At 64.2% G+C, this 23,005-nt stretch carries 19 protein-coding genes, 1 tRNA gene and 1 other RNA gene; 11 read left to right on the top strand and 10 right to left on the bottom strand.

All coding sequences use genetic code 11. The features are described 5' to 3' along the window. Window positions 1-140: 140 nt before the first annotated feature. Window positions 141-1,139 carry a LacI family DNA-binding transcriptional regulator gene (locus tag FDP28_RS10870; protein WP_144661454.1) on the bottom strand — a complete coding sequence of 333 codons (999 nt, stop codon included), beginning with the start codon at window positions 1,137-1,139 and terminating at the stop codon, window positions 141-143. Between the two features lie 123 nt (window positions 1,140-1,262). On the opposite strand from FDP28_RS10870, the gene FDP28_RS10865 reads away from it, so the two are divergent. Then, window positions 1,263-1,958 carry a TetR/AcrR family transcriptional regulator gene (locus FDP28_RS10865; protein WP_144661453.1) on the top strand — a complete coding sequence of 232 codons (696 nt, stop codon included), beginning with the start codon at window positions 1,263-1,265 and terminating at the stop codon, window positions 1,956-1,958. 46 nt (window positions 1,959-2,004) lie between these two features. Here the strand turns inward: FDP28_RS10865 and FDP28_RS10860 are convergent, their stop codons facing one another. Continuing rightward, complete coding sequence (locus FDP28_RS10860; protein WP_144661452.1) at window positions 2,005-2,649, bottom strand: LytR C-terminal domain-containing protein; 645 nt, start codon at window positions 2,647-2,649, stop codon at window positions 2,005-2,007. A 58-nt stretch (window positions 2,650-2,707) separates the two neighbouring features. Continuing rightward, the gene (locus tag FDP28_RS10855) at window positions 2,708-3,007 is read right to left on the bottom strand and encodes a type II toxin-antitoxin system VapB family antitoxin (protein ID WP_144661451.1); all 300 of its coding nucleotides are present in this window, start codon (window positions 3,005-3,007) and stop codon (window positions 2,708-2,710) included. Between the two features lie 136 nt (window positions 3,008-3,143). On the opposite strand from FDP28_RS10855, the gene FDP28_RS10850 reads away from it, so the two are divergent. Beyond that, complete coding sequence (locus FDP28_RS10850) at window positions 3,144-4,064, top strand: Cof-type HAD-IIB family hydrolase (protein ID WP_144661450.1); 921 nt, start codon at window positions 3,144-3,146, stop codon at window positions 4,062-4,064. Between the two features lie 225 nt (window positions 4,065-4,289). Next, window positions 4,290-5,705: a stealth family protein gene (locus tag FDP28_RS10845; RefSeq protein WP_144661449.1), complete on the top strand. Its 1,416-nt coding sequence runs from the start codon at window positions 4,290-4,292 to the stop codon at window positions 5,703-5,705. Here FDP28_RS10845 and FDP28_RS10840 read toward each other — a convergent pair. The 3 genes from FDP28_RS10840 to FDP28_RS10830 all read right to left on the bottom strand — a co-directional run bounded on the left by FDP28_RS10840 (window position 5,683) and on the right by FDP28_RS10830 (window position 8,875). Further along, entirely contained in the window at window positions 5,683-6,648 is a 966-nt protein-coding gene (locus FDP28_RS10840) for a phosphodiesterase (protein WP_144661448.1), read from the bottom strand. The genes FDP28_RS10845 and FDP28_RS10840 overlap by 23 nt on opposite strands. A gap of 141 nt (window positions 6,649-6,789) precedes the next feature. Next, a complete protein-coding gene (locus tag FDP28_RS10835) occupies window positions 6,790-7,272 on the bottom strand; it encodes a glutathione peroxidase (RefSeq protein WP_144661447.1) in 483 nt (160 codons plus the stop codon). Between the two features lie 97 nt (window positions 7,273-7,369). Continuing rightward, window positions 7,370-8,875, bottom strand: coding sequence for a M23 family metallopeptidase (locus FDP28_RS10830; protein WP_144661446.1), 1,506 nt, complete (start codon window positions 8,873-8,875; stop codon window positions 7,370-7,372). Window positions 8,876-9,088: 213 nt separating this feature from the next. Between FDP28_RS10830 and FDP28_RS10825 the strand changes: the two genes are divergently transcribed. Both FDP28_RS10825 and FDP28_RS10820 read left to right on the top strand, forming a co-directional pair. After that, a complete protein-coding gene (locus FDP28_RS10825; protein WP_144661445.1) occupies window positions 9,089-9,793 on the top strand; it encodes a DUF3800 domain-containing protein in 705 nt (234 codons plus the stop codon). A 197-nt stretch (window positions 9,794-9,990) separates the two neighbouring features. Next, window positions 9,991-10,407, top strand: coding sequence for a GNAT family N-acetyltransferase (locus FDP28_RS10820; protein WP_144661444.1), 417 nt, complete (start codon window positions 9,991-9,993; stop codon window positions 10,405-10,407). A gap of 87 nt (window positions 10,408-10,494) precedes the next feature. Here the strand turns inward: FDP28_RS10820 and FDP28_RS10815 are convergent, their stop codons facing one another. Next, a complete protein-coding gene (locus FDP28_RS10815; RefSeq protein WP_144661443.1) occupies window positions 10,495-10,887 on the bottom strand; it encodes a MarR family winged helix-turn-helix transcriptional regulator in 393 nt (130 codons plus the stop codon). Window positions 10,888-10,983: 96 nt separating this feature from the next. Here FDP28_RS10815 and FDP28_RS10810 point away from each other — a divergent pair, with 96 nt between their 5' ends. Both FDP28_RS10810 and FDP28_RS10805 read left to right on the top strand, forming a co-directional pair. Then, window positions 10,984-12,435, top strand: coding sequence for an MFS transporter (locus tag FDP28_RS10810; RefSeq protein WP_144661442.1), 1,452 nt, complete (start codon window positions 10,984-10,986; stop codon window positions 12,433-12,435). Between the two features lie 43 nt (window positions 12,436-12,478). Continuing rightward, on the top strand, window positions 12,479-13,393 hold the full coding sequence (locus FDP28_RS10805; RefSeq protein WP_186313594.1) for an oxygenase MpaB family protein: 915 nt from the start codon (window positions 12,479-12,481) through the stop codon (window positions 13,391-13,393). 88 nt (window positions 13,394-13,481) lie between these two features. On the opposite strand, the gene FDP28_RS10800 is transcribed toward FDP28_RS10805, so the two are convergent. Next, complete coding sequence (locus FDP28_RS10800; protein WP_144661441.1) at window positions 13,482-16,943, bottom strand: bifunctional proline dehydrogenase/L-glutamate gamma-semialdehyde dehydrogenase; 3,462 nt, start codon at window positions 16,941-16,943, stop codon at window positions 13,482-13,484. Window positions 16,944-17,066: 123 nt separating this feature from the next. Here FDP28_RS10800 and FDP28_RS10795 point away from each other — a divergent pair, with 123 nt between their 5' ends. Beyond that, window positions 17,067-18,005: a LysR family transcriptional regulator gene (locus tag FDP28_RS10795; RefSeq protein ID WP_144661440.1), complete on the top strand. Its 939-nt coding sequence runs from the start codon at window positions 17,067-17,069 to the stop codon at window positions 18,003-18,005. Between the two features lie 39 nt (window positions 18,006-18,044). Here FDP28_RS10795 and FDP28_RS10790 read toward each other — a convergent pair. Further along, window positions 18,045-18,129, bottom strand: a tRNA-Ser gene (locus tag FDP28_RS10790). Between the two features lie 304 nt (window positions 18,130-18,433). Here FDP28_RS10790 and FDP28_RS10785 point away from each other — a divergent pair. Then, a complete protein-coding gene (locus FDP28_RS10785) occupies window positions 18,434-18,757 on the top strand; it encodes a YqfO family protein (RefSeq protein ID WP_144661439.1) in 324 nt (107 codons plus the stop codon). A gap of 12 nt (window positions 18,758-18,769) precedes the next feature. On the opposite strand, the gene FDP28_RS10780 is transcribed toward FDP28_RS10785, so the two are convergent. Then, a complete protein-coding gene (locus FDP28_RS10780) occupies window positions 18,770-19,261 on the bottom strand; it encodes a helix-turn-helix transcriptional regulator (RefSeq protein WP_144661438.1) in 492 nt (163 codons plus the stop codon). Window positions 19,262-19,726: 465 nt separating this feature from the next. On the opposite strand from FDP28_RS10780, the gene ffs reads away from it, so the two are divergent. Together ffs and FDP28_RS10770 are read left to right on the top strand one after the other, a co-directional pair. Further along, window positions 19,727-19,823, top strand: an RNA gene (gene ffs / locus FDP28_RS10775) — signal recognition particle sRNA small type. Window positions 19,824-19,856: 33 nt separating this feature from the next. Beyond that, on the top strand, window positions 19,857-22,997 hold the full coding sequence (locus tag FDP28_RS10770; RefSeq protein ID WP_144661437.1) for a DNA polymerase III subunit gamma and tau: 3,141 nt from the start codon (window positions 19,857-19,859) through the stop codon (window positions 22,995-22,997). The last annotated feature ends 8 nt before the right edge of the window (window positions 22,998-23,005 follow it).

The raw sequence follows: 23,005 nt of genomic DNA, 5'->3' as shown, positions 1-23,005 counted from the left end.
TACGTCTCCTCGCGTGGGTAAAAGGTGGCCCCAGGGTGACGCAGCTCTCACATTACATCGTTGTAATAGGCAGGGCAAGAAAAATTGTTAGCGCGAACAATTTTACTTATTGAGCAATCTCAGTGACTGCTGGCGCAACGTCAGCGGCTGCTGTCCCGCTCTTCGATGGTGTAGGGAACAGACACAACGCGCTGCGGGTGATCCCTGTCGGCCATGCGCTCAGTGAGCAGGCGGAGTGCCTCGGCGGCAATCGCCCTCTTGTCCACGGACACCGTACTGAGGGGCGGCACGGCGAAGCGGCCGTCAGCGATGTCGTCAAAACCCGCCACGGCAATGTCCTCCGGAACGCGGACTCCCCGCTTCCACAGGGCATTCAGGGCGCCCAGGGCCATCGAGTCGGTGAAGCAGAAGATCGCCTCCGGCAGCGGGTTGCTGTCGAGGTACCGCATCAGTGACTCCGCTGCTGAGGCCGGGGTCCATTCTTCACAGGCGATCATCAGCGACTCATCCCGCGGGATGCCCAGGGACTGCAGGGCTGCCTCATATCCTTGCGTGCGCTGAATGGCAGTGGCGGATTTCCTTCCCCGGTTAATGCCCAGGACCGCGATGCGGCGGCGGCCGGGCCGGGCGAGCGCCAGGGTCATGTCACGGGCCGCGGCAAAGCTGTCCACGAAAACGCGGTCGGCCAGCTCCTGGGAGACTTCACCCAGCAAGACCACCGGAGGCAGTGCCACCCCCACCCGCACGGCACTCTCATCAAGCACCACCGGGTTGAGAATCAGGCCGTCGATCAAATTGGCGCGAGCGCGGGTCATCAGCTCGTGCTCACGATGCGGATCGGAACCCGTCTCCTCGATCTGCACGCTCCAACCTTGCGCGTGGGCCAGCTCGACGACACTTTGGGCGAGCTCCGCGGAGAACGGTGTGCCCAGGTTCGGCAGGGCCAAGCCGATGACGCCTGAGCGGCCGTTTCGGAGTCCCCGCGCCGAAAGATTCGGGACGTAGTCCAGCTCCTGCATGGCCCGTTCAACCCTGAGCCGCGTAGGTCCGCTCACCGGGACGATTCCATTCATGACATTCGAGACCGTTTTGGGTGAGACCCCCGCGCGGCGCGCCACGTCCTTGACCGTTGCGCGCAAGACGCCCCCTTGCTGCAAGTTTTCCGGTTCTCCGGTTTCCCGGTTTTCCACGATGTTACCGCCCGGTTGGGCAGCTTACGCGCCGAGACCCGGTTTGCTGACAGATCGCTGTAAAGTGTCTATATGCCCAGGATCACGGCCGCCACGAACGCTGCCCAACGCGCCGAGACCCAACGTCGGATTCTCACTGCCTTTGGCGAGCTCCTCTTCACCCATGGCCTGCCCGGACTGACCATGACCGATGTTGCCCGCCACGCCGGTGTGGGCCGGACCGCGGTCTACAACTACTACGCGGACATGGAGCAGCTCCTCATCGCCTATGCCCTGGATGAGACCGAGAGATTCCTCGTGGACCTCCGCGACTCACTGGCCGCGCTCCACAACCCGGTGGATCGCCTGGCACTCTACGTCCGGGCGCAGGTGGAGGACCTCAGCCGCCGCCACCTGCCTCCAGGGCCGGCAATGGCCGCCGTCCTCTCCCCCGGTTCCTTCGCCAAGCTCGCAGACCACGTGGGTGAGCTCAATGCCCTGCTCCAGGACATCCTCCAGGATGGGGTGCAGCAGGGTTACCTTCCGGACACCGATGTCGCCCAGCTCGCGCGCCTCATCCACGGAACGCTGTCGGCCAGCGCCGCACGACGCAACCGGACGCCCGACGGCGACACTTCCGCGCCGTCCGCAACCTCCGACGTCGGGCTTCTTGCCGCGCAAGAGGCGCAAACCGCCCAAACCGTGCGCTTTATCCAGCTCGGAGCCGGTGCACGCTTCGATGAAGCGGGCAGGCCGATCCTGCTGGCCACGGCCACGGCAACGGCCTGAAACCACCATCGCCCGCCGCTTTGAGTGGCGATAAGCGCCTGGTGTGTCAGCCGGCGGGCCTCGTGGGAATGATGGGCCACTTGGAGTTGTCGGCGATCCGCAGTTCCTCGCGCGGGCACATGAGCTTGCCGGGAGTCTGGTCCACCAACTGGGGCTCCACCAGACCCTCATAGCCCGGTGTAATGATCACATCCACCGACTCGTCTTCCCTGTTGTCCTGGAAGTAGTCAGTGCCGGCAAGGTTGCGCTGGATGTTGAAGGCAGCCGCTTGGCCCTTGACGCCGGAGACCACCACGCCAATACCGGAATAGGCGGTGTCACTGTTCCCGACGGAAGCTACTTTGTAGCCACGTGCGGTGAACTGGTCAGCCACCGTCGCCGCCAGCCCGCTGCGCGAGGTGGCATTGAGGACGTTGAGCTGGACGGTCTCGTTGGGCACGTAGTCGAACGTCGCGGAAGGGCACAGGCTTGAGGGCGCTTTGCTGGCAATCGCTGTCGGCACCTTGATGACGCCGTTCATGATGGCCCAGGCACCCACGGCACCGGCCGCTATCACGCCCAGTAGCAAGACCAGGACAATTCCGTGGAACAAGCGGCGCCCGAAGCTGCCGCGCCGGACCGGTTCGTCATCGGCAAACGTCGCCCTGAGCTCCGGCCCTGTCACCACGTGATGGCCGTGCAACTGCGTCACATCCTTGGGACGCTTACGTTTTTTTGCCCGGGACTCGATCTGGTCCGGCCCGGACACCCTAGCCATCGATCACCAATACACGTGCGTGGATTGCGGTCCTCTGGTGCAGCGCCGTGCGGACCGCGCGGTGGAGGCCATCCTCGAGGTACATCACGCCCTGGTACTGGACCACGTGCGGGAACAAATCTCCAAAGAAGGTGGAGTCTTCAGCCAGCAACGCTTCCAGGTCCAAGGTCCGTTTGGTGGTGACCAGGTCATCCAACCGCACAGGGCGCGGTGGCAGTGCCGCCCAGTCCCTGGGCGCGGTGTATCCATGGTCGGGGTACGGGCGTCCCTCGCCCACAGCTTTGAAGATCACCCTGCAAGCCTATGGAAGATGCCGCCCTAACGGAACTTGTGACCCGCGGCACAGGCAGGTTGTAGCCAAAAGGTGACTAATCGTCGTCGAACGTCACAGCTGTGTGGGGACTCTGCGGGACTGACAGAATAGGGGCATGACCCAACCGCTCCAAGGTACCGACCGGACCGCTGCCCGCACTGAGCCCGAACTGGCTTTGCTGCTGGATGTCGATGGCCCCATCGCCAGCCCCGTGACGCGCGATGTCAAGCCGGACATCATCGCTGATCTGGTGGCCCTCGCCTCGGCCGGCATTCCGGTCATCTTCAACACCGGCCGTTCCGACGCCTTCATAGCCCAGCAGGTCATGGAACCCATGATTGCCGCGGGTATGCCCGCCAATACAGTGATCCACGCGATTTGCGAGAAGGGCGCCGTCTGGTTCAGCTACACCGCCGAAGGGCCCGGCCCCATCCACGTGGACCACGAACTCGCCGTCCCCAAGGCCTACGGTGACGACATCCGCAGGCTCGTGGCGGAGGATTACTCGGCGCACATGTTCTTCGACGAGACAAAGCGCGCCATGGTCTCCGTGGAGCAACACCTGGATGTGGCCAGCGCAGATTACCTGGCTGAGCAGAAGCTGTTCGACGCCGACGCGCTGGGCATCATGGAACAGCACGGCCTCAACGCCGCCATCCTGGACCACCACGCTCCCGGCTCCGACGACACCGCCGACTACCGCCTGGACCCCACCATCATCTCCACGGACATCGAGTCCGTCCGGCTCGGCAAGGACCTCGGAGCAAGCCGCGCAGTGGAGCTCCTGGCCGCCCAGGGCATTACGCCGCGCTCCTGGCGCACCGTCGGAGATTCCCGCACGGACTACGCCATGGCAGACTGGCTGCACCACAACGACCACGACGTGAAGCACGTGGATGTCCGGCCTGCGGACGGCGTGCCGGTGAAGCCGTACGCCATCCTGACCGCCGCGGACCTGGACCTTGCCGACGACGTGATCCACGACGACGCCGGCGGAGCCTTCCTGCGCAGCTGGCGCGGGGCCCTGGCCATCTAGAGCTTCACCACCACTGACACACGCACCACCGACGATCCCGGAGAAACAGCCATCACACAAGCACAGGTCGATCCGATTTACCACGGCAGCCCATCTGTCGAAGAGGACACGATTGCGGAGGCGGTCTCGCCTGCCGTCGTTGCGCATCTCAGGCACAGGTCCGACGTCGTCCGTCACCGCGGGCGGTACGCCCTGGTCAACGCCGACCTCACACCGCAACAGGCCATGGTTTCCGATCTCCTGGCGGTTCGGGCAGCCCTGGATGCCGCAGGCATCGATTTCATCCTGGTGCGCGGCAATGATGAGCGGCCCGTGATCGCCGTCGATTGGGAGGCCCGCAAGGACGTCAGGGACGCCCTGGTTGACGCGTTCCGGAATGAACCCTTCTACGCCATGACAGTGGATGCCAGGAAGAAGACGTCCGTGCTAGTAGCCGACGGCGAGCTCTCGGCCAACCGGAAGGCCCGGATCTTCCGCCTCTACCGGCCCCGGGTCGAAGTCGGCGGCGGCCTCTGGTACGGCCCGGCGCTGGGTGTCCAGCTCGAGCTGTGGAGGTTCGAGGGCGACCACCTGGAACTCCCGGTGGAGAACTCGTTGACGCGCCGGACACTCCTGCGGCAGGACGCCGTCCGTGGAACCGTGCAGCGGCATGGCCTCACCTGGCCCACCATCGAGAACATGTTCGCCGACCACGCCAGCGACATTGCCTTCGACATCGACATCGTCTTTTCGTGGGTTGATGGCAGCGACCCGGAGTACATTGCACGCCGCCGCGCCCAGCAGGCCGGCGCCGTCCTTGGCGAAGGCGACGACCACGAGGCACGCTTCCGGCAAATCAACGAGCTGAAATATGCCCTGCGTTCGGTGCACATGTTCGCGCCATGGATCCGACGGATCTTTATCGCCACAGACTCTCCCGCTCCGGAATGGCTGGCCGACCACCCGTCCGTGACGATCGTTCGGAGCGAGGAATTCTTCGCCGATCCCTCCGTCCTGCCCACCCACAATTCGCAGGCTGTGGAATGCCAGCTGCACCACATCGAGGGCCTGTCCGAGCACTTCCTGTACTCCAATGACGACATGTTCTTCGGCCGTCCCGTAGGACCGGACATGTTCTTCACGCCCGGCGGCATTACCAAGTTCATCGAAGCGGACACCCGCATCGGCCTGGGCGAGAACGATGCCGAGCGCAGTGGCTTCGAGAACGCGGCCCGGGTCAACCGGAAGCTCCTCTGGGAACGCTTCGGCCGTATCACCACCCGGCACCTGGAGCACACCGCTGCTCCGTTGCGGCGCAGCGTAGTGGCACAGATGGAGGAGGAATTCCCGGCCGAGTTCGCCAAGACCGCAGCCAGCCGCTTCCGCGCCGCGGACAACATCTCGGTCACGAACTCGTTCTACCACTACTACGCCCTGCTCACGGGCCGCGCAGTCACCCAGACGGCTGCCAAGGTCCGCTATGTGGATTCGACCATGTGGGCCGGACTGCACTACCTGCCCAAGCTGCTGGCCAAGCGCCACATGGACTTCTTCTGCCTGAACGACGGCAGTTTCCCCGAGGTCGAGGCGGATGAACGTGCCGAACTGGTAACCGACTTCCTGGAGAAGTACTTCCCCGTCAAGGCACCCTGGGAGAAATAAGAGGCAGCGACGACGTCAAGGTACCGGGTGAGGTGTGCGTGCCCACCCGGGACTCGCGTGGGATGCGGATACCTGCGGCTGCCAGTCGACGCTGTACTTCCTCCGCGTCCACCGGCTCGCCCACGGTGACACCGCCGGACAAGGGGACCACCGAGTGCACGATGGTGTGTTCGTACACGTGGATCATGTTGTAGGACTGGGCTCCGTCGCGTCCCCGTTGGCCTCCGGCGCGTACCCCGAGATCCTGCGTGTAACAGGTGGCCGAGGCGACCGAGACCGGGATGCCGGCGAAGCTCGCCGTCGTCGAATAGTGCAGGTGCCCACCCAGGATGGTGCGGACGTCCGTATTACGGACGACGGCGGCCAGTGCGGCTTGGCCGCGCAGCTCCACCAGGACCGCGAGGTCCTGCACGCAGGGTACCGGCGGGTGGTGCAGTGCGAGGATGGTTCCGTCGGGCGCCGGTGTGGCCAGTTCGGCTGCCAGCCAGTCCAGCTGCGATTCCGACAATTGGCCGTAGTGGTAGCCCGGAACCGTGGTGTCCAGGGTGATAATCCGAAGCCCATTGATGAAGTAGCTGCGGTCTACCGGGTCTTCGGGCTTGCTGGCCTCTGAGGCATCGGCGAAGGCGGATCGGAAGTTCGCGCGGTCGTCGTGGTTTCCCATGGCCCAGATGGCCTTGGCTCCCAGCGAATCGCACACCGGTTCGATCATGTCCCGGAGACGCTTGTAGGCTTCCAGCTCGCCCCGGTCCGCGAGGTCTCCGGTAAAAATGATGGCTTCGGGCTTGAGCCTGGAAGCGACAATCTGGTCGCAGATCTCCTGCATCCTGGCAGAGCTGTCCACAGAGCCATAGAGCGTGCCCGGACCACCAACCAGGTGAAGATCGCTCAAGTGCAGCAGCACATGACCTGGTTTGGGATATTCGGCCTCGATGAACTCCATAGCTGCCTTAGCGTTTGGTGGGAGACGGCGCCTCCCGTGTCAACCCCAGTAGGTCCAATCCAACCAGACAGAAAGCCAACAACCGGCTAACTCCCGGCGGAATGTTGGAAAATTACTTTCCTCCCCTTCAGCTCTGCCGGCTTACGCCAACGCTTCTTCCACTGCTTTCAACAGGTCTTCGGAGTCAGGCTCCACTGCGGATGGGAACCGTCCCACGAGTTCGCCTGAACGGTTAATGACGAACTTCTCGAAGTTCCATTTCACCTTGACCGGCTGGCCGTCGTCATCCCGGGTCAGCTCGGCGAACAGGGGGTGCTGCTCCTTGCCGAGGACGTTCGCCTTGCTGGTCAACGGGAAGGTGACACCGAAATTCCGCTCGCAGAATTCGGCGATTTCCTCATCGGCGCCCGGTTCCTGGCCGCCGAATTGGTTGCAGGGCACGCCGAGGATTTCCAGCCCCTGCCCGCGGTATTCGCCGTACAGCTCTTCCAGGCCAGCGTATTGGCGGGTGTAGCCACACTTGGAAGCGACGTTGACCACCATCACCGCTTTGCCCTCGAACCGGCCGAAGTCGCCTTCGGAGCCGTCGTTGAAGGTGATGGGAATGCTGTAGAGGCTGGTCATCGGATTCGCTTCCTGACGTCGTCGGCTGGCGGGATCGCCGCCATCGAGCTTACGGGAGCTGGCTTGGGGCCGCGAAAACGCCCGGCTTTATGGCGTTTTAGGGCGCAGGAAGGATGAGCGTGGACAGCGGCACGATCACGCCGTCCGGCCTCTGGACCAGGTCCGGAGCGATGAGGATATAACCGGGCGGGAGCGTCACAACCGGAAGGGCCGATGGCAGGACCGCCACGGGTGTCGGCGCGGGTGCGGGGGCTACGGGGGCCGGGGCGGGCGCAACAGGCTGCGTCACCGTTGGCACCACTACTGGCGCGGGTTCGACCACCACCGGCGCCGGAGCGACCGGTGCGGGCGGTGCGACGGCGGACTGGACGGTTGGTGCCTGGATGACAGGGGCCTCGACCGTCGGCGCCTGGACAGGCGGGGTCTGCACGGGTGGCGCCACCGGAACCGTGGTCCCAGGAGCCGTGGTCCCGGGAGCCGTGGTAGGCACCGGAGTGACGCTCGGCGTTGGGGTGACTGTCGGCGTCGGGGTGACGCTCGGCGTCGGGGTGACGCTCGGCGTCGGGGTCACGGTCGGCGTCGGCGTGGCCGTTACGGACGGCGACTGGACCGGCGTCGTGGTTTGAGGTGGTGTCGTGACAACCGGGCCGGGCGTGTCCACCGAAGTGACGGGCGGTACCACGACCGGCGGAGCGACTTCTTCTTCGTGCTCGCCGCCGATGACGGCGCGGTTGGTGCCGTCGGCCACGGGCACTGCCCACTGCGGTGCGGAGCTGCCCGTGCCGACTCCCGGCTGGTAGTTCACGAAAGTCATGGTTTGCAGCGGATCAACCTGCTTGATGGGCAGATACGTCCAGCCGTTCGGGTTGGTGTGGAGGCCGTTGACGATGGTCTCAAAGTGGAGGTGACAACCCGTGGACCAGCCAGTGGTGCCGACTTCGGCGATGACTTCGCCAACGCGGACCGACTGCCCCTGTGTGACACCGATGTCCTGCAGGTGGTTGTAGGTGGTGACCAGGCCGTTGCCGTGCTCAATTTCCACACGGTTGCCGCCGCCCCAGATGTGCCAACCAACGGCGCGGACTACACCGGCGTCGGCGGCGTAAACCCGTGTTCCACAGGGGGCCGCGTAGTCCTGGCCCCAGTGGAACTCGCCGGCCAGGCCCGTCAGCGGGCTGTAGCGGTAGCCGTAGGGCGAGCTTGGGTTGAGTACTTCAAGGGGCGCGTACAGGCTGCCCGCAGGGGGACGGGACATCCCGGCCGAGGCAACCGTCAAGCCAGTAGAACCATCTTTGCTGACCGTCCGGACCATCGCCCGGTCAAAGAAGACCATGGGCGTTCCGGGCAGTTGCTCAGGGGGTGCCTGGCTGGGGTCGATGACCATTGTTTCGGCTTCCGGCGGGGTCAGGCTCCCCAACGCTGTGGGCCCCACGACTCCTTGAGCCACCATCGGATCCACTGTTCCAGCCGGAACGGCGGTCAGAGGTTGGAATCCGAAAGCGAAGAAAGCCAAGACCGCAAGGCATCCGGCGATCATAACGCGACGGAATTTTTCGGTGCGGATCAGGTCAATCGCCCGGTCTGTTTCATGATGCTTGCCCACAAACACTCCCCAAAGCCAGCGGCACCAAACCCCAGCCTGGCGTGCAAGCACCATTCTTGCGGGAATTGAAGCAGAAATAAAGGCTTCCCGGGAGCTGTACAGCGAAAGGTTGGATCAGTTTTCGCTCAAGATGTCTTGAGGTTTGTTGCGGCTGCGTTGATGTCCGGTCCGCAGTCCGCAAAGCTACCGCGGCGAAGCTGAGTAAAGTGAACTGTGACCTTGCCGCTGAACAGAATGATCTATGTTGACGATTCCGGCCACCCCCAATCCGGGTTGGTTGTATACGGTTGGATAGAGTTCGCTCCGGACCGCTGGTCTTCGGCCTTAAGCAGCTGGCTCCAAACACGGAAGCGGTTATGGCGGGAGCACAAAATCCCAGTCACACAGGAACTGCACACCACGGAATATGTAAACGGGCGGGGGCGCATTTCAACCAAGATGCCTGACCGGCACGTCCATGAGGGGGTTGAATACTGGAAGGACTTTGGCCGCGAGGTTGCAATCGAGTGTTTGCAGACCTTGCAGAGCACAGAAGGGCTACGCCTTGGAGCCGTGTACCGTCGTGGGGATCCAGAAGATATAGCTCAGACCCGGCAGCAAGCGTATGCCGCGCTTGTTGATCGATTCGAAGCCGAGCTCAACAAATCAAACTCACTGGCCTTGGTATTCATGGATGGTGATGGAAGCGACACCTCTTACAGGAGCACTCACCGAACACTGGAACTGGCCCAGCGACGGGTCATCGAAGACGCCATACATTTGGACTCGGGCAGCTCGCAACTGGTGCAAATGGCCGACCTGGTGGCTTGGAGCGCCAATGCACATGTCGATAAGCACAGTAGAAATGAGTTCGCCTGGGACTGGTATGAGAAGTACCTCAGCTCCAGAGACCCTGCCCGCCTTCCACGGGAGATATAGCGTGTTAAACAGCTAGACCCCCGGCTCCGCGTGTGCGGGGGGGTCTGCGTTCTCCACTATACGCGGCGGGAAGATTGGTGCCAAGTGTGTGGGCCGAGATCGTGAGGGCAAGCCCTTCAGCCCAGGTTTTCCTTCAGCAGCGCGCGATGTTCAACAGCGGGGCAAACGAGCCCGTCAGGTTCCTCTAGGGTGTTGTCATGAATGAACCTTTCTTCTTCTCTGCCGACACCGACAGAGTCGATCGCGGGCTCGTACACGCATGGCTGAGTGAACAGTCTTATTGGGCGCAAGGCAGACCGCGTGAGAAGCAAGATGCAGCCATCGACGCCTCCCGGAACTACGGGGTCTACAACACCGCAACGGGAGAACAGGTTGCATACGGCCGCGTGGTGACTGACGGCGTAACGTTCGCCTGGCTGTGCGATGTTTTTGTAGCGACCACGGCCCGCGGCCAAGGTATCGGCAAAATGCTCGCTGCGGGTATCGTGGCAGACCTCGAACCGTTGGATCTGTCACGGATATTACTGTCTACCGCTGATGCTCACGGGCTATACGCCCAATATGGCTTCACCGAACTAGCAGATCCCTCAAGAATGATGGCTCGCGTGCGTTAGTGGTCCGTGGCTCGACGGTCCGGAAGCATCCCACTGGCACTCCACGGCCTTGTCCTTACAAGTTCACCGCAGCCTCCGTGACCTGGGTCAGCCCAGGTTTTCCTTCAGCAGCGCGCGGTGTTCGACGGCGGCCGTTGAGTGAAGCTCGCGGCCGGCTTCGGTCAGTTCCAAAAACAGCGAACGGCGGTCTTCGGCACAGGTCTGCCGGGTAACCAGGCCCGCTTTTTCGAGGCGGTCCACCACTTTGGACACGGCGCTCTGGGTCATGGGTGTCCGCTCCCCCAACGACTTCATGCGGCACGACGACTCTTCGCTTTCGGCCACGAGGTCCAGGATCTCGAACTCGTTCAGCCCGATATCGAACTTGGCCTCAAGGGCGCGGTCGATTGCTCCGGCGGTACGGAAGTAGGAGCTCTGGATGTCGCGCCACTGCTCAACCAATTCCCGGTCTTCCAGCTGGCGGTCACGCGTCGTTGCCATGCCCCTATCCTAGGCCATGGAGGCATTAAAATCCACGTCATAAGATTCCGCGTCATATTCCTTGTCATTGAATGACGCGTCATATAGATTGATCGCATGACCTCACCCACCACCCTCAAAACGTCTGCCGAGCAACCCTTGGCAACAGCGTCAACAGTGGTCCGCTGGACGCGGGCCCAGTGGCTTCTTCTGATGGTTGTCTGCACCGTCCTTGCCCTCGATGGGCTGGATGTCTCCATGGTCGGCGTGGCTTTGCCCTCCATCGGACAGGAACTCCACCTCGGAACCGATTCCCTGCAGTGGATCGTCTCCGCCTACGTCCTGGGTTATGGAAGCCTCCTGCTCCTTGGCGGACGGCTCGCGGACCTGTTGGGCCGCCGTCGTATCTTCCTCATTGCCTTGACCGTGTTCGCAGCCGCGTCGCTCCTCGGCGGCCTGGTGGACGACCCCGCAATCCTGATCGCCACCCGCTTTGTCAAGGGCCTCGCAGCCGCCTTCACCGCACCCACCGGCTTCTCCATCATCACCACGAACTTTGCCGAGGGCCGCGAGCGCAACAAGGCACTCTCCATCTTCACTACGTTCGGTGCCAGCGGGTTCTCCCTGGGCCTGGTGGTCGGCGGCCTGATGACCAGCCTGAGCTGGCGCTGGACATTCCTGGTATCCGTGCCGATCGCCGTGATCGTGGTCCTGCTGGGCATGAAATTCATCCCCAAGGACAAGCCGTCCGCGGAAAACAGCGGGCACGACATCTGGGGCGCCGTGACGCTCGCCCTGGGCATGCTCGGCCTGGTGTACACCTTGGTTTCAGCACCTGAGCAGGGCTGGGGATCTGTGGCAACAATCGCCGGATTCGCAGTTTCTGCCGCCGTGCTGGCAGCCTTCGCGATCATCGAAAACAAGGTCAAGCACCCGCTCATCCGCTTCGGCATCCTCAAGGAAGGCTGGGTTGCGCGGGCCAACTTGAGCGCAGTGGGGCTCTTCGGTTCCTACCTGAGCTTCCAGTTCATCGTCACCATGTTCCTGCAGTCCGTGCTCGGCTGGACCCCTCTGGGAATGGCGTTGGCCCTGCTGCCCGCCGGCCTGCTGGTGGCCACCAGCGCACCGTTCGCTGACCGGCTCATTGAGAAATTCGGAGCCACGCAGCTGATCCTCACGGGCCTCACCGCGCTTGGATTGGGCTACGTCCTCTTCCTCAGGGTGGGCACCACCCCGAACTACGCGCTCGACATCCTGCCCTCGGTGGTCCTTCTAGGCATCGGCTTCGCCCTGGCCTTCCCGTCCATCAACGTGCAGGCCACGGCAGGCATCAAGGATTCCGAGCAAGGCCTGGCCGCAGGGCTCATCCAGACCAGCACACAGGTGGGTGCCGCGTTGGTCCTCGCCGTCACCACGGCCTTGGTCAGTGGCCACGGCCAAGGCGGCGGTACCGTCAGCGCCCAAGCCATGCTGGAACAGTACCGTCCGGGACTCATCCTGAGTGCCGCCGTCGCAATTGCCGCCCTGCTGGTGGCAGCGGCACCTTCCCGACGCCGCACCACCCGCTAACTCCCTCTGTACGGTGTGGCGGATGTGCGGTCTCATAGGATGCATGAGGAACTACCTCACCGAGTACCGCCACGAACTCCAGCGCACGTTCACCGGGACGTCGGGGACGCCGCCTGAGTGGGTGCCGCGCTTGGCGGAAGGGAACGACGCCGGATACCACCTTCCGGGGTCGGCCGTCTGGGCGGTGCATGGTCACGTTGCCACCATCGTGGCGGGGATCAGGGTGCTGCTGATGCAGGCGCTCCACCCCGGCGCGCTGGCCGGGGTCTACGAGCACTCCGGTTTCCAGAAGGATCCTTTGGGCCGCCTGGCCAACACGGTGCGCTGGATCTTCACGGTGACCTATGGCTCAACCGAAGCTGCAGAATCTGCCACCGCCGTCGTACGCAGGATCCACGAACGCGTCCGCGGCACCTACGTGGATGGGAACGGCGCGGTTCATGAGTACGCCGCCAACGATCCCGAGCTCCTCCGCTGGGTCCACGTGACCTATGCGGACTCGTTCCTGACGGCCAACCGGATCTGGGGCGTTTCGATCCCCGGCGGAGCTGATGCCTACGTCCGCGAGTGGGCAGCGGCCGGGCAGCTGATGGGAGTGCAGGACCCGCCCCTCACCGAAGCAGAGGTCCGCGATGAGTTGGAAGGTTGGTACGCCTCCGGGATTCTGCGGGCTGATGAACGGCTGGCCGAGACAGTCTCGTTCATTCAACATCCGCCCCTGAGCCCCCTTCTCAAGCCCGGCTACAGCATCCTTTTCGGGGCAGCCATCGCCAGTCTTGAGCCAAAATACAGGGACTTGCTGGGCCTTCAACGTCCGCGGTTCGGCCCTGTCCCCTTGCCGGTGATCACAGCCGCGAGGGTTGTGCTGGCCATGGTCCGGTTCGCCCTCGGATCCCATGGACCCAGCGAACAAGCGGCACGACGCAGGTTGCAACGGCTGGGCTACGCGGACGTTTGACCGGAAAGCAGAAAGCCAACCCCTCGGCGCGGACCCAAATAGTGAGGGTTGCGCCGAAGGGCTGGCTTTCAGTCGTTGAAGCGGGACGCTAGATCAGCTGGTCCGAGAGGTGGTTCGGAGTGCCGAAGCGGTGGGCCGTGATGGACACTGCCTGCTCGCGAAGGAACGGGAGCATCTCGATCCGGCCTGCCTGGGTCACGGCGCCGTGGTAGACCGCGACGTCGGGACGCCCACCCATCGCTGCGCTCAGCGCGGCGAAGTCGCCACCGATCAGGCGGATGCGGCCGCCGTCGAACGATGCCGCCCGGGCCAGCCACGCGGCGTCGTCCTCGATCCGCACGTTGACGCCAAGACCTGCGAACGCGGTCACCACAGCGTCAGGAAGGACGACGGCAGAGCTCACTGAGAGCTTCGAGCCGGCCACAGCACCGGCTGCCACAACGCGCAGCAGCTCGGCGAGCCGCTCGCCTTCGGAGAGGCGGACAGTTACGGGCAAGGGGCGGTAGCGGAAGACGTTGCGCTCGGCGGTCAGGGCCGAGACGTCCTTGCGGGTGCCGAACTCGGTTGCCCAAGCCTCGGCATCGCTGAAGAGCGACTGCTGAAGGGTCCCGTATTCCTCGGCGGTGACGTCTGCGGACTTGGCCGCGGCGAGGATCTGCGAGGCTGCACCTTCAAGGACGGTGCCGCGCTTGGCCTTGGCTTCGGCGGGAACCCAGCTGCCCAGACCGATCAGGTAGTTCGGTCCACCAGCCTTGGTTCCGGCACCGACGGCCGACTTCTTCCACCCACCGAACGGCTGGCGCTGCACGATCGCACCGGTGATCCCGCGGTTGACGTACAGGTTTCCCGCCTGGATCTTGTCCAGCCAGACACCCATTTCAGCGGAGTCCAGGGAGTGCAGGCCGGCGGTCAGGCCGTATTCGATCTCGTTCTGGATGGCGATGGCTTCTTCCAAGGTTTCAGCGGTCATGACGCCGAGTACCGGGCCGAAGAACTCGGTGAGGTGGAAGTAGGAGCCGCGCTTGACGCCCGAACGGATGCCCGGGGACCACAGACGGCCGGTCTCGTCGAGGCGCTCGGGCTTGATGGCCCACGTTTCGCCGTCGCCCAGGGTGGTGAGGGCATTGAGGAGTTTGCCGTTGGCGGGCTCAATGATCGGGCCCATCTGCGTGGTGGCGTTTTCCGGGTAGCCCACGGTCAGGGAGCGGGCGGCGTCGATGAGCTGGTTGTGGAAGCGGGCGGACTTGGCCACCGAACCGACCAGGATCACCAGGGACGCAGCGGAGCACTTCTGTCCTGCATGTCCAAACGCGGAGTACACAACGTCCTTCGCGGCGAGGTCAAGGTCGGCGCTCGGGGTCACGATGATCGCGTTCTTACCGGAAGTCTCCGCGAGCAGGGGCAGGTCCTGGCGGAAGGAACGGAAAAGCTCGGCCGTTTCGTAGCCACCGGTCAGGATGACGCGGTCAACGCTGGGGTGCGAGACCAGCTGGGTACCGAGGTCACGCTCTTCGAGCTGGACGAGTGCCAGCACGTCCTTCGGCACGCCGGCCTCCCAGAGGGCATCCACCATGACGGAACCGGAGCGGCGGGCCTGCTTTGCAGGCTTAATGACGACGGCGGAACCTGAGGCCAGTGCCGCGAGGGTCGAACCAGCGGGGATCGCCACCGGGAAGTTCCACGGGGGTGTCACGACGGTGAGGTTGGCTGGGACGAACGTGGCGCCGTCGACCGTTTCCAGGTCCTTGGCGCGCTCGGCGTAGTAGTGCGCGAAGTCGATTGCTTCACTGACTTCGGGGTCGCCCTGGTCGATGGTCTTGCCGGTTTCAGAGGCCATGACCTCCAGGAGTTCGGCACGGCGGGCCTCCAGGACTTCACCGGCGCGGTGCAGGATGGCTGCACGCTCCGCGGCGGGGCGTGCGCCCCACGCCTTGCCGGCTTCGACCGCCGTCGTGATGATCTGCTCGAGCTCGGCGGCATCGGAAACCTTGGTGGACTCCACGATCTTGTTGCCTGCCGTGGAGCCGGGGATGCGCGCCAGGATGTCACGGCCCCATGCGCGGTTTGCCGGCAGGGCGGGGTCGGTGTCCGGGGTATTGCGGAAGCCCTCAGTGGGTGCGGGCTCGGCCGCGAGACGGCGGTCCTGCTGGCGGTTGGGGGCCGGAACCTCGTCCTTCATGTTGGCCAGGGAGTTCAGGAAGCGCTGCTGCTCGCGCTTGAACAGGGCTTCGTTTTCGCTCAGCTCGAAGACCGCGGACATGAAGTTTTCCTGGCTTGCGCCCTCTTCCAGGCGGCGGATCAGGTAGGCGATGGCGACGTCGAACTCGCCCGGGTGGACCACCGGTGTGTAGAGCAGGAGGCTGCCGACGTCCTTGCGGACAGCCGTTGCCTGTCCGGTTGCCATGCCCAGCAGCATCTCGAACTCGATGCCCTCCGTGACCCCCCGCTGCTTGGCAAGGAGCCAGGCGAACGCGACGTCGAAGAGGTTGTGGCCGGCGACGCCGATCCGGACAGCGTCAACGTGCTCCGGGGTGAGGGCGTAGTTGATGACGTTCTTGTAGCTGGTATCCGAGTCCTGCTTGGTGCCCCACGTTGCCAGCGGCCAATCGTGCAGCGAGGCCTCAACCTGCTCCATGGGAAGGTTGGCACCCTTGACCACGCGGACCTTGATGGGTGCGCCACCCTGGGCGCGACGGGCCGTGGCCCACTCCTGCAGTTCCTGCATGGCGCCGAGGGCGTCGGGGAGGTAGGCCTGGAGGACGATGCCGGCCTCGAGGTTCTTGAACTCGGGCATATCCAGGATGCGCTTGAACACGGCGATGGTCATGCTCAGGTCCTTGTATTCCTCCATGTCCAGGTTGATGAACTTGGGCTTGGGGAAGGATGCTGCGAGGCGGTAGAGCGGGGTGAGCTTCTCCACCACGTGGTCGACGGCTTCGTCGAAGGCCCACGGCGAGTGCGGTGCGACGGTGGAGGATTCCTTGATGGAGACATAGTCGACGTCGTCGCGGGCCAGGAGCTTCAGAGTGCCTTCCAGGCGGCGCTGTGCTTCGTGCTCCCCCAGGACGGCTTCGCCGAGGAGGTTCACGTTCAGGTGCACGCCGTCCTGCTTGATCTTCGCGATCGCCGGGCCAAGCTTGGCGTCCGTGGCATCAACAATCAGGTGGCCCACCATTTCGCGGAGAACGCGCCGGGCGATCGGGATGACCACCTGCGGGAGGATCGGAGCCATGACGCCGCCTACGCGGACAGCGCTGCGCATGTACCAAGGAAGGAACTTGGGCACCTTGGGGGCGAGCTCGGCGAGCTTACGGCCGGCAACCGACAGATCCTCGGGGCGGATGACGCCGTCGACGAATCCAACCGTGAATTCCAGGCCGTTCGGGTCCTTCAGGACGCCGGCGAGGCGCTGGGCGGACACGTCGACGGGAATCTTGCTGGCTTCGGTCAACCAGTGGCGGACCAAGGCAATGGCTTCGTGGGCCAGAGCATCGAACTGCCCGGAATCCTGGGTGCGCGGGGCTGTGGCATCCGGGAGGGTGCTGGTCATGGGGGCTCCTTCTAAGACGGAGAAGTTTGTTTGTTTCCATCAGTATGGATCTACAATCTCATTAGGAAAAGCGATCTTTTCTGACGAATATTCATTACCCATCCCGAACCTTTGGAGGCCATCGTGCTGGACGTCCGCAGGCTGCGTTTGCTGCACGAATTGAAGATCCGCGGCACCCTCGCCGAAGTGGCCGACGCGATGCAGTACAGCCCCTCGTCCGTGTCCCAGCAATTGACGCTCCTGGAGAAGGAAGCCGGGGTGGAACTGCTGCGCAAGGCCGGACGCCGGGTGCAGCTCACGCCGCAGGCAGAGATCCTGGTCGCCCACACCGCGGCCCTGCTGGAGACCCTGGAGCGGGCCGAAACCGAACTCGCCGCTTCCTTGTCCATGGTGACGGGAACAGTCAGGCTGGCCGTCTTCCAATCAGCCGCACTGGCGCTTCTGCCCGGCTTCCTCAGCATCATGCGCGAGGAGTACCCGGAAGTGCGGGTGGAAATGACCCAGCGTGAACCGGAGACAGCCCTCTACGAAACGTGGGCGCGGGACTTCGATCTGGTGGTGGCCGAGCAGTACCCCGGACATGCTGCGCCGCACCACAGCGGGTTGGACCGCGTCACGCTGACCAGCGACGCCATTCGCCTGGCCACTCCCCCGGTCGGGTTGGGTGGGGAGACTGTTTCCTCGCTCGCGGACACCGCGTCCATGCCGTGGGTCATGGAGCCGAGGGGTGCCGCCTCCCGCCACTGGGCCGAGCAGGCATGCCGATCGGCTGGCTTCGAACCTGACGTGCGCTACGAAACCGCCGACCTCCAAGCGCAAATCCGACTCATCGAATCGGGCAATGCCGTGGCCCTCATGCCGGACCTCGTCTGGACGGGCCGGAGCCGGACAGTCCAACTGCTGGATCTTCCGGGCCTGCCCAAGCGAACCGTGTTCACTTCCACCAGGACCGCGGGCAGGATCCACCCGGCAACCGCAGCGTGCCGCGAGGTCTTGGAGCGGGTGGCCGAAGCGCAGCAGCAGGATGCGGAGCAGCAAGCGGACGCCGAGGTAGCTTCCTAGGAACGCAAAAGGCCCCAGTCCGAAGACTGGGGCCAAACGCGGAGAATGGGGGATTTGAACCCCCGAGGGCGTTAACCCAACACGCGTTCCAGGCGTGCGCCATAGGCCGCTAGGCGAATTCTCCTTGCTTCCGATTCGAAAGCAGATACTACTGTACCCGAGAATTTCGGCATCGTGTAATCGAGGGAAATCGGCACTGCCTGGCACGCGCGAAGAAGGTCCCCTTAACGGAAAAATGGACGCCCCCAACGCGCCCATTCTTGCGGCACTACCGTTGAGCTACCGGGTCCGGCCCCTCGCCCCCAGGCCCCGCAGCTCACAACCTTGAGATTGCCCCAATCGGTGTACATAAACATGGTCCGCCGCTGTTCCTTCTTTTGCAATGGTTGAGACCGCTTTGTAGCCAAATTTGGTGACAAGATGTCTGCATGACGCAGCTTCATGCACTGGTGGTTTACGTCCCGGAGACGCATATCGAAGAAGTTCTGTTGGCCATGGGAGACGCAGGCGCGGGTCGGATCGGCGACTACTCCCACTGTTTTTACACTTCCCCAGGCACTGGCCGGTTCACTCCCCAGCCCGGCGCCCAGCCGTTCATAGGAGAGGTGGGGATAGAGGAGCAGGTGCCGGAAATCCGCGCTGAGTGCGTGGTTGGGGAAGCAGCGCTCGACGGCGTAGTGCTGGCCCTGCGGGCGGCGCACCCCTACGAGGAACCGGCTTTCATGACGTGGCCGGTTAGTGGGTGGCGGTGAGACCCACAGCCCTCAAGCGAATACGGGCGTTCGACCGGCCGCCAACTCCCCATTAACAACAGCAATCTCGTCAGCCGACAAAAGTGAGACATCCTCTTCGTCGGCGAGGTGTTTCGAGGCCCGGGCCCAGTCAACAACGTCCGACCAGCACCATAGTGAGATGCCGGTCTGAATGGCGGGAAGCGGAAACGGGAATTCCGCCTGGCGCTGCCCGGAGACCCAATGCGACACAGCCTGCCGGGACGCACCCAGCCGTTCAGCAATCTCGGTCCGGGTTACAAAGTCCGGATCTACGGAAACGACCTCACATCCGAAATCCTTAACTCGCCCCAAAAGGCGGTGGGCAGCCTCCAAGCCGCTAGTGGCGTCCTGAAAAATCGTCACGTAAGGAACCCCGGAAAACCGCGACACAAGGGCGCCCAGATACTCCACCAGCGAGTCCTCAACCTCTTCTGAGAGCGCCTTGAGGCGGAGGCGTACCTCAAACGTCTGGTCCATTGTCATAGCCCCACATTATCGAACCTGTTGACAAGTGACAACAGCTATCGTCGACTCCTTAGAAGATCATGCTGCCCCGGGCATCGGCGAGCGTCCCGCAATAGAACCTTGGCGCGTAGCGTTGCGTTCTTCGGCGTACCGTCAACCCTCAGCTGGGCTCCGGTCGGCCCACAAGGGCAGTACAAATAGAACTTGTGACCCTGGCGTCTCAACCGCCACCCCGACTCAGCCAACAGTCGAACAACGGCGAGTACATCTTTGTGTATCTCCCCGGAGACACTGCGAGGGTCCAACCAATCACCGCTACCCATGACACTTCACAGTTGCAGACCTCTCCGACGAATGTGGCAAGTATCAATGTGTCTACCAGCGGGCCCCGACATAAAAGCCGGCACAACCACCCGCCGTCGAGCGTTTTCCACACCGGCTGAGGCCGATTCGAACGCCGAACCAAGTTCGGGTAAGCTTGTCGACGGCCCCTCATGTGGCGTCATCCTGTTGAACTCCCCCAGGACCGGAAGGTAGCAAGGGTAGATGGGCTCTGGCGGGTGCATGAGGGGTCTCTTATTTAAATGTCAGTCCCTATAGGTAGGTTTCACTTGTGACTGTTACAACTGCCCTGTATCGAAGGTACCGCCCGGACTCTTTCGCGGACGTTATCGGGCAGGAACACGTCACGGAGCCGCTGATGACGGCGCTCCGGAAGAACCGCGTGAACCACGCCTACCTCTTCTCCGGCCCGCGCGGCTGCGGCAAGACCACCTCCGCCCGCATCCTTGCACGCTGCCTGAATTGTGCCGAGGGCCCCACTGACACCCCCTGCGGCACGTGCCCCAGCTGCGTCGAACTGGCCCGCGGCGGTTCGGGTTCGCTGGACGTGATCGAGATCGATGCCGCCAGCCACGGTGGCGTGGACGATGCCCGCGACCTCCGCGAGCGCGCTACGTTCGCCCCGGTCCGCGACCGCTACAAGATCTTCATCATCGACGAGGCCCATATGGTCACGTCGGCTGGCTTCAATGCGCTCCTCAAGATCGTCGAAGAGCCGCCGGAACACATCAAGTTCATCTTCGCCACCACGGAGCCGGACAAGGTCATCGGCACCATCCGCTCCCGCACGCACCACTACCCCTTCCGGTTGGTGCCGCCGGAGCCGCTCATGCAGTACCTTGAGCTGCTCTGCAGGCAGGAAAACGTTCCTGTCGCCCCGGGTGTGCTCTCCCTGGTGATCCGCGCCGGCGGCGGCTCTGTCCGTGACACCCTTTCGGTGCTCGACCAGCTCATGGCGGGCGCCGGCCCCAACGGTTTGGACTACGAACTCGCGGTGGCGCTGCTCGGCTACACACACGCGTCCCTGCTCGATGACATCGTCGACGCCGTTGCGGCCGCCGATGCCGCCACGGTCTTCCGGGCAGTTGACCGGGTCATACAAACCGGCCACGATCCCCGACGCTTCGTCGAAGACCTCCTGGAGCGGTTCCGCGATCTCATCATCGTCCAGGCCATGCCCGAAAGTGCCCAGGCGATCCTCCGCGGGATGCCCGAGGACCAGATCGCCCGGATGCGCAACCAAGCCACCAACCTCGGTGCCGCCGAGCTCTCCCGCGCTGCCGACGTCACCAACACCGCCCTCACCGAGATGACCGGCGCCACGTCACCGCGGCTGCACCTTGAGCTGCTCTGCGCGCGCATTCTGCTGCCCAGCTCCGAGCAAACCGAGCGGGGAATCGCCGCACGCATAGACCGCGTGGAACGTCGCCTGAATTACGCGGGCGACGCCGGTACACCGGTCGTTGCTGCAACGACGCCTGCTGCTGCGGTCCCGACGGCGGCAGCTCCTTCTGCTACTGCGCCGGCACAGGCGGCGCCCGCTGCAGCTCCCGCCCAAGCAGCAGCATCGGTTCCGGAGGTTGCGGGCACTCGTACCGAAGCAAGCCCGGCTTCTGCTGGTGCTGCCCCATCGGCCGCTCCTGCCCAGGCGCCGTCTACCGATGCCACAGCACGCGAAGGGCTGACAGCCCCGCGCGTTTCGACCAACGACTGGCCAGTCGAGGATCGCCCTGCCGCCGACCGCACGGCCCAAACAGCCGCTCCCCAGCAGGCTCCGGCACAGCAGGCACCCGCCAAGCAGGACGCCGTCCATCAGCGGGCCACCCAACCGACAGAGCACGCGGCTCCGCAGGCAACCCCGGCCGCGGCACCGGCAGCTGCGACTCCGGGCCCCGCTCCCGCAGGTGGCGGCGACGTCGAGGCCCTTCGCCGGGCGTGGCCGGACGTGCTGCAGACACTGACCAAGATCAAGCGCAGTACGTGGGCACTCGTTGAGCCCAACGCACAGGTCGCCCAGTTCGACGGACAGGTGCTTACCCTCGCGTTCACTACCGGCGGCCTTGCCGGTGCTTTTGGACGCGCAGACCATTCCGAGAACCTACGCCAAGCAATCCACAAGACCATCGGCATTGACTGCCAGATCGTCGCAGTGGTTGGCGGCAACAGCTCAGCGAGCTCTGAGCCAAACCCAAAAGCGCCTACTAGCCGGGAAACCCCGGCTGCCCCATCCACACCGGGCACTCCTGTTGACTCGTCGGCGGCTGAGTCATCGGCCCCGGTACAGGTATCAGCCCCGGCACAGGTGTCGGCGGTTGACTCCGCATGGGGTTTGGCGCCTGCGGCACCAGTGGCCCCAGCACCAGCGGAACCGAGCCACGCAGAGGTCCAGGCCTCTTCCACTGCAGTGTCCCCGACAATCCGGGGTGCCGCACGTCCCCTGCCCGCCAACCAGGCAACTCCCGCAGCGCCTTCTGCCCCAGCACCCGCAGCAGCAGCTCCCGCAGCGGCCGCACCCGCCGCTTCGGCCGCTTCCGATGGCGACTATTCCTACCCCGATGACGACTGGGGACCGCCATTGGACGAGGACGCCCCGCCGTTGGATGAAGAACCACCGGCTGATTGGGAACCACCGGCCGGCCACGGCCGGGGAACTCCGTCTCAGGGGTACCCCCAGGCTTCCCCTGCAACCGGCCCCGCTGCGTCATCAGCACGGGCGCAGGCACCCGTCACAGCTGGAGCACCCGCCGCACCTACAGCCCCCGCCGCGCCCACACCGTCCGACGACCCGTGGTCCCGCGCAGTAGAGCAGGCCCCAGGCACATGGGTGGTTGGAAGCGAATCCAACGTGGGCAAGGCAAGGTCAACTCCCGAGGAAGCCCCCACACCGTCAGTGGCTGCCCCCGAGTACGAGCCCGCCGCAGCCCAGGTCCCGGAGACGGCAACCGCATCCTACGGTCACCCAACCAACGCCGAGCAGAACCCAAGCTCCAGCTGGGACGTCGCACCGGCGTCGAGCTGGCCAGGTACCCAAGCCGCCGCCGTAAGCAACGCCCCGGCACCCGGAACCGGCCAGCCCAGCCCCGTCCCCACCTGGCCTTCCTTGGCGACGCAACCCGACGAAGCGCACGGTTCCGTTGCCACGCTCGAGGAGGACGCGCCGTCGGGCAATTCCAACGGCCGCCAGAGCCTGTACCAACGGCTGACCAACAGCCCCGAGGCCCAGGCAGGGCGGGTCCAGGCACCCGTCCGGACGCAAGCGGCCCCGGTTGCTGCCCCGGAAGATATTCCAAGTCCGGAGGACGAAACCATCGAGGAATCGAGGGTCTTTGGGCGGGCTGCCGTCGAGCGTATTCTGGGCGGGAAGCTGATCGAAGAGCGCGCCTTGGACGGTTCTCCACTGCAAACCCGCTGACACCAGCA

Source organism: Paenarthrobacter nicotinovorans (genome assembly GCF_007670255.1).
Lineage (GTDB): Bacteria > Actinomycetota > Actinomycetes > Actinomycetales > Micrococcaceae > Arthrobacter > Arthrobacter nicotinovorans_B.
This window is presented reverse-complemented; position numbering and strand designations above follow the sequence as displayed.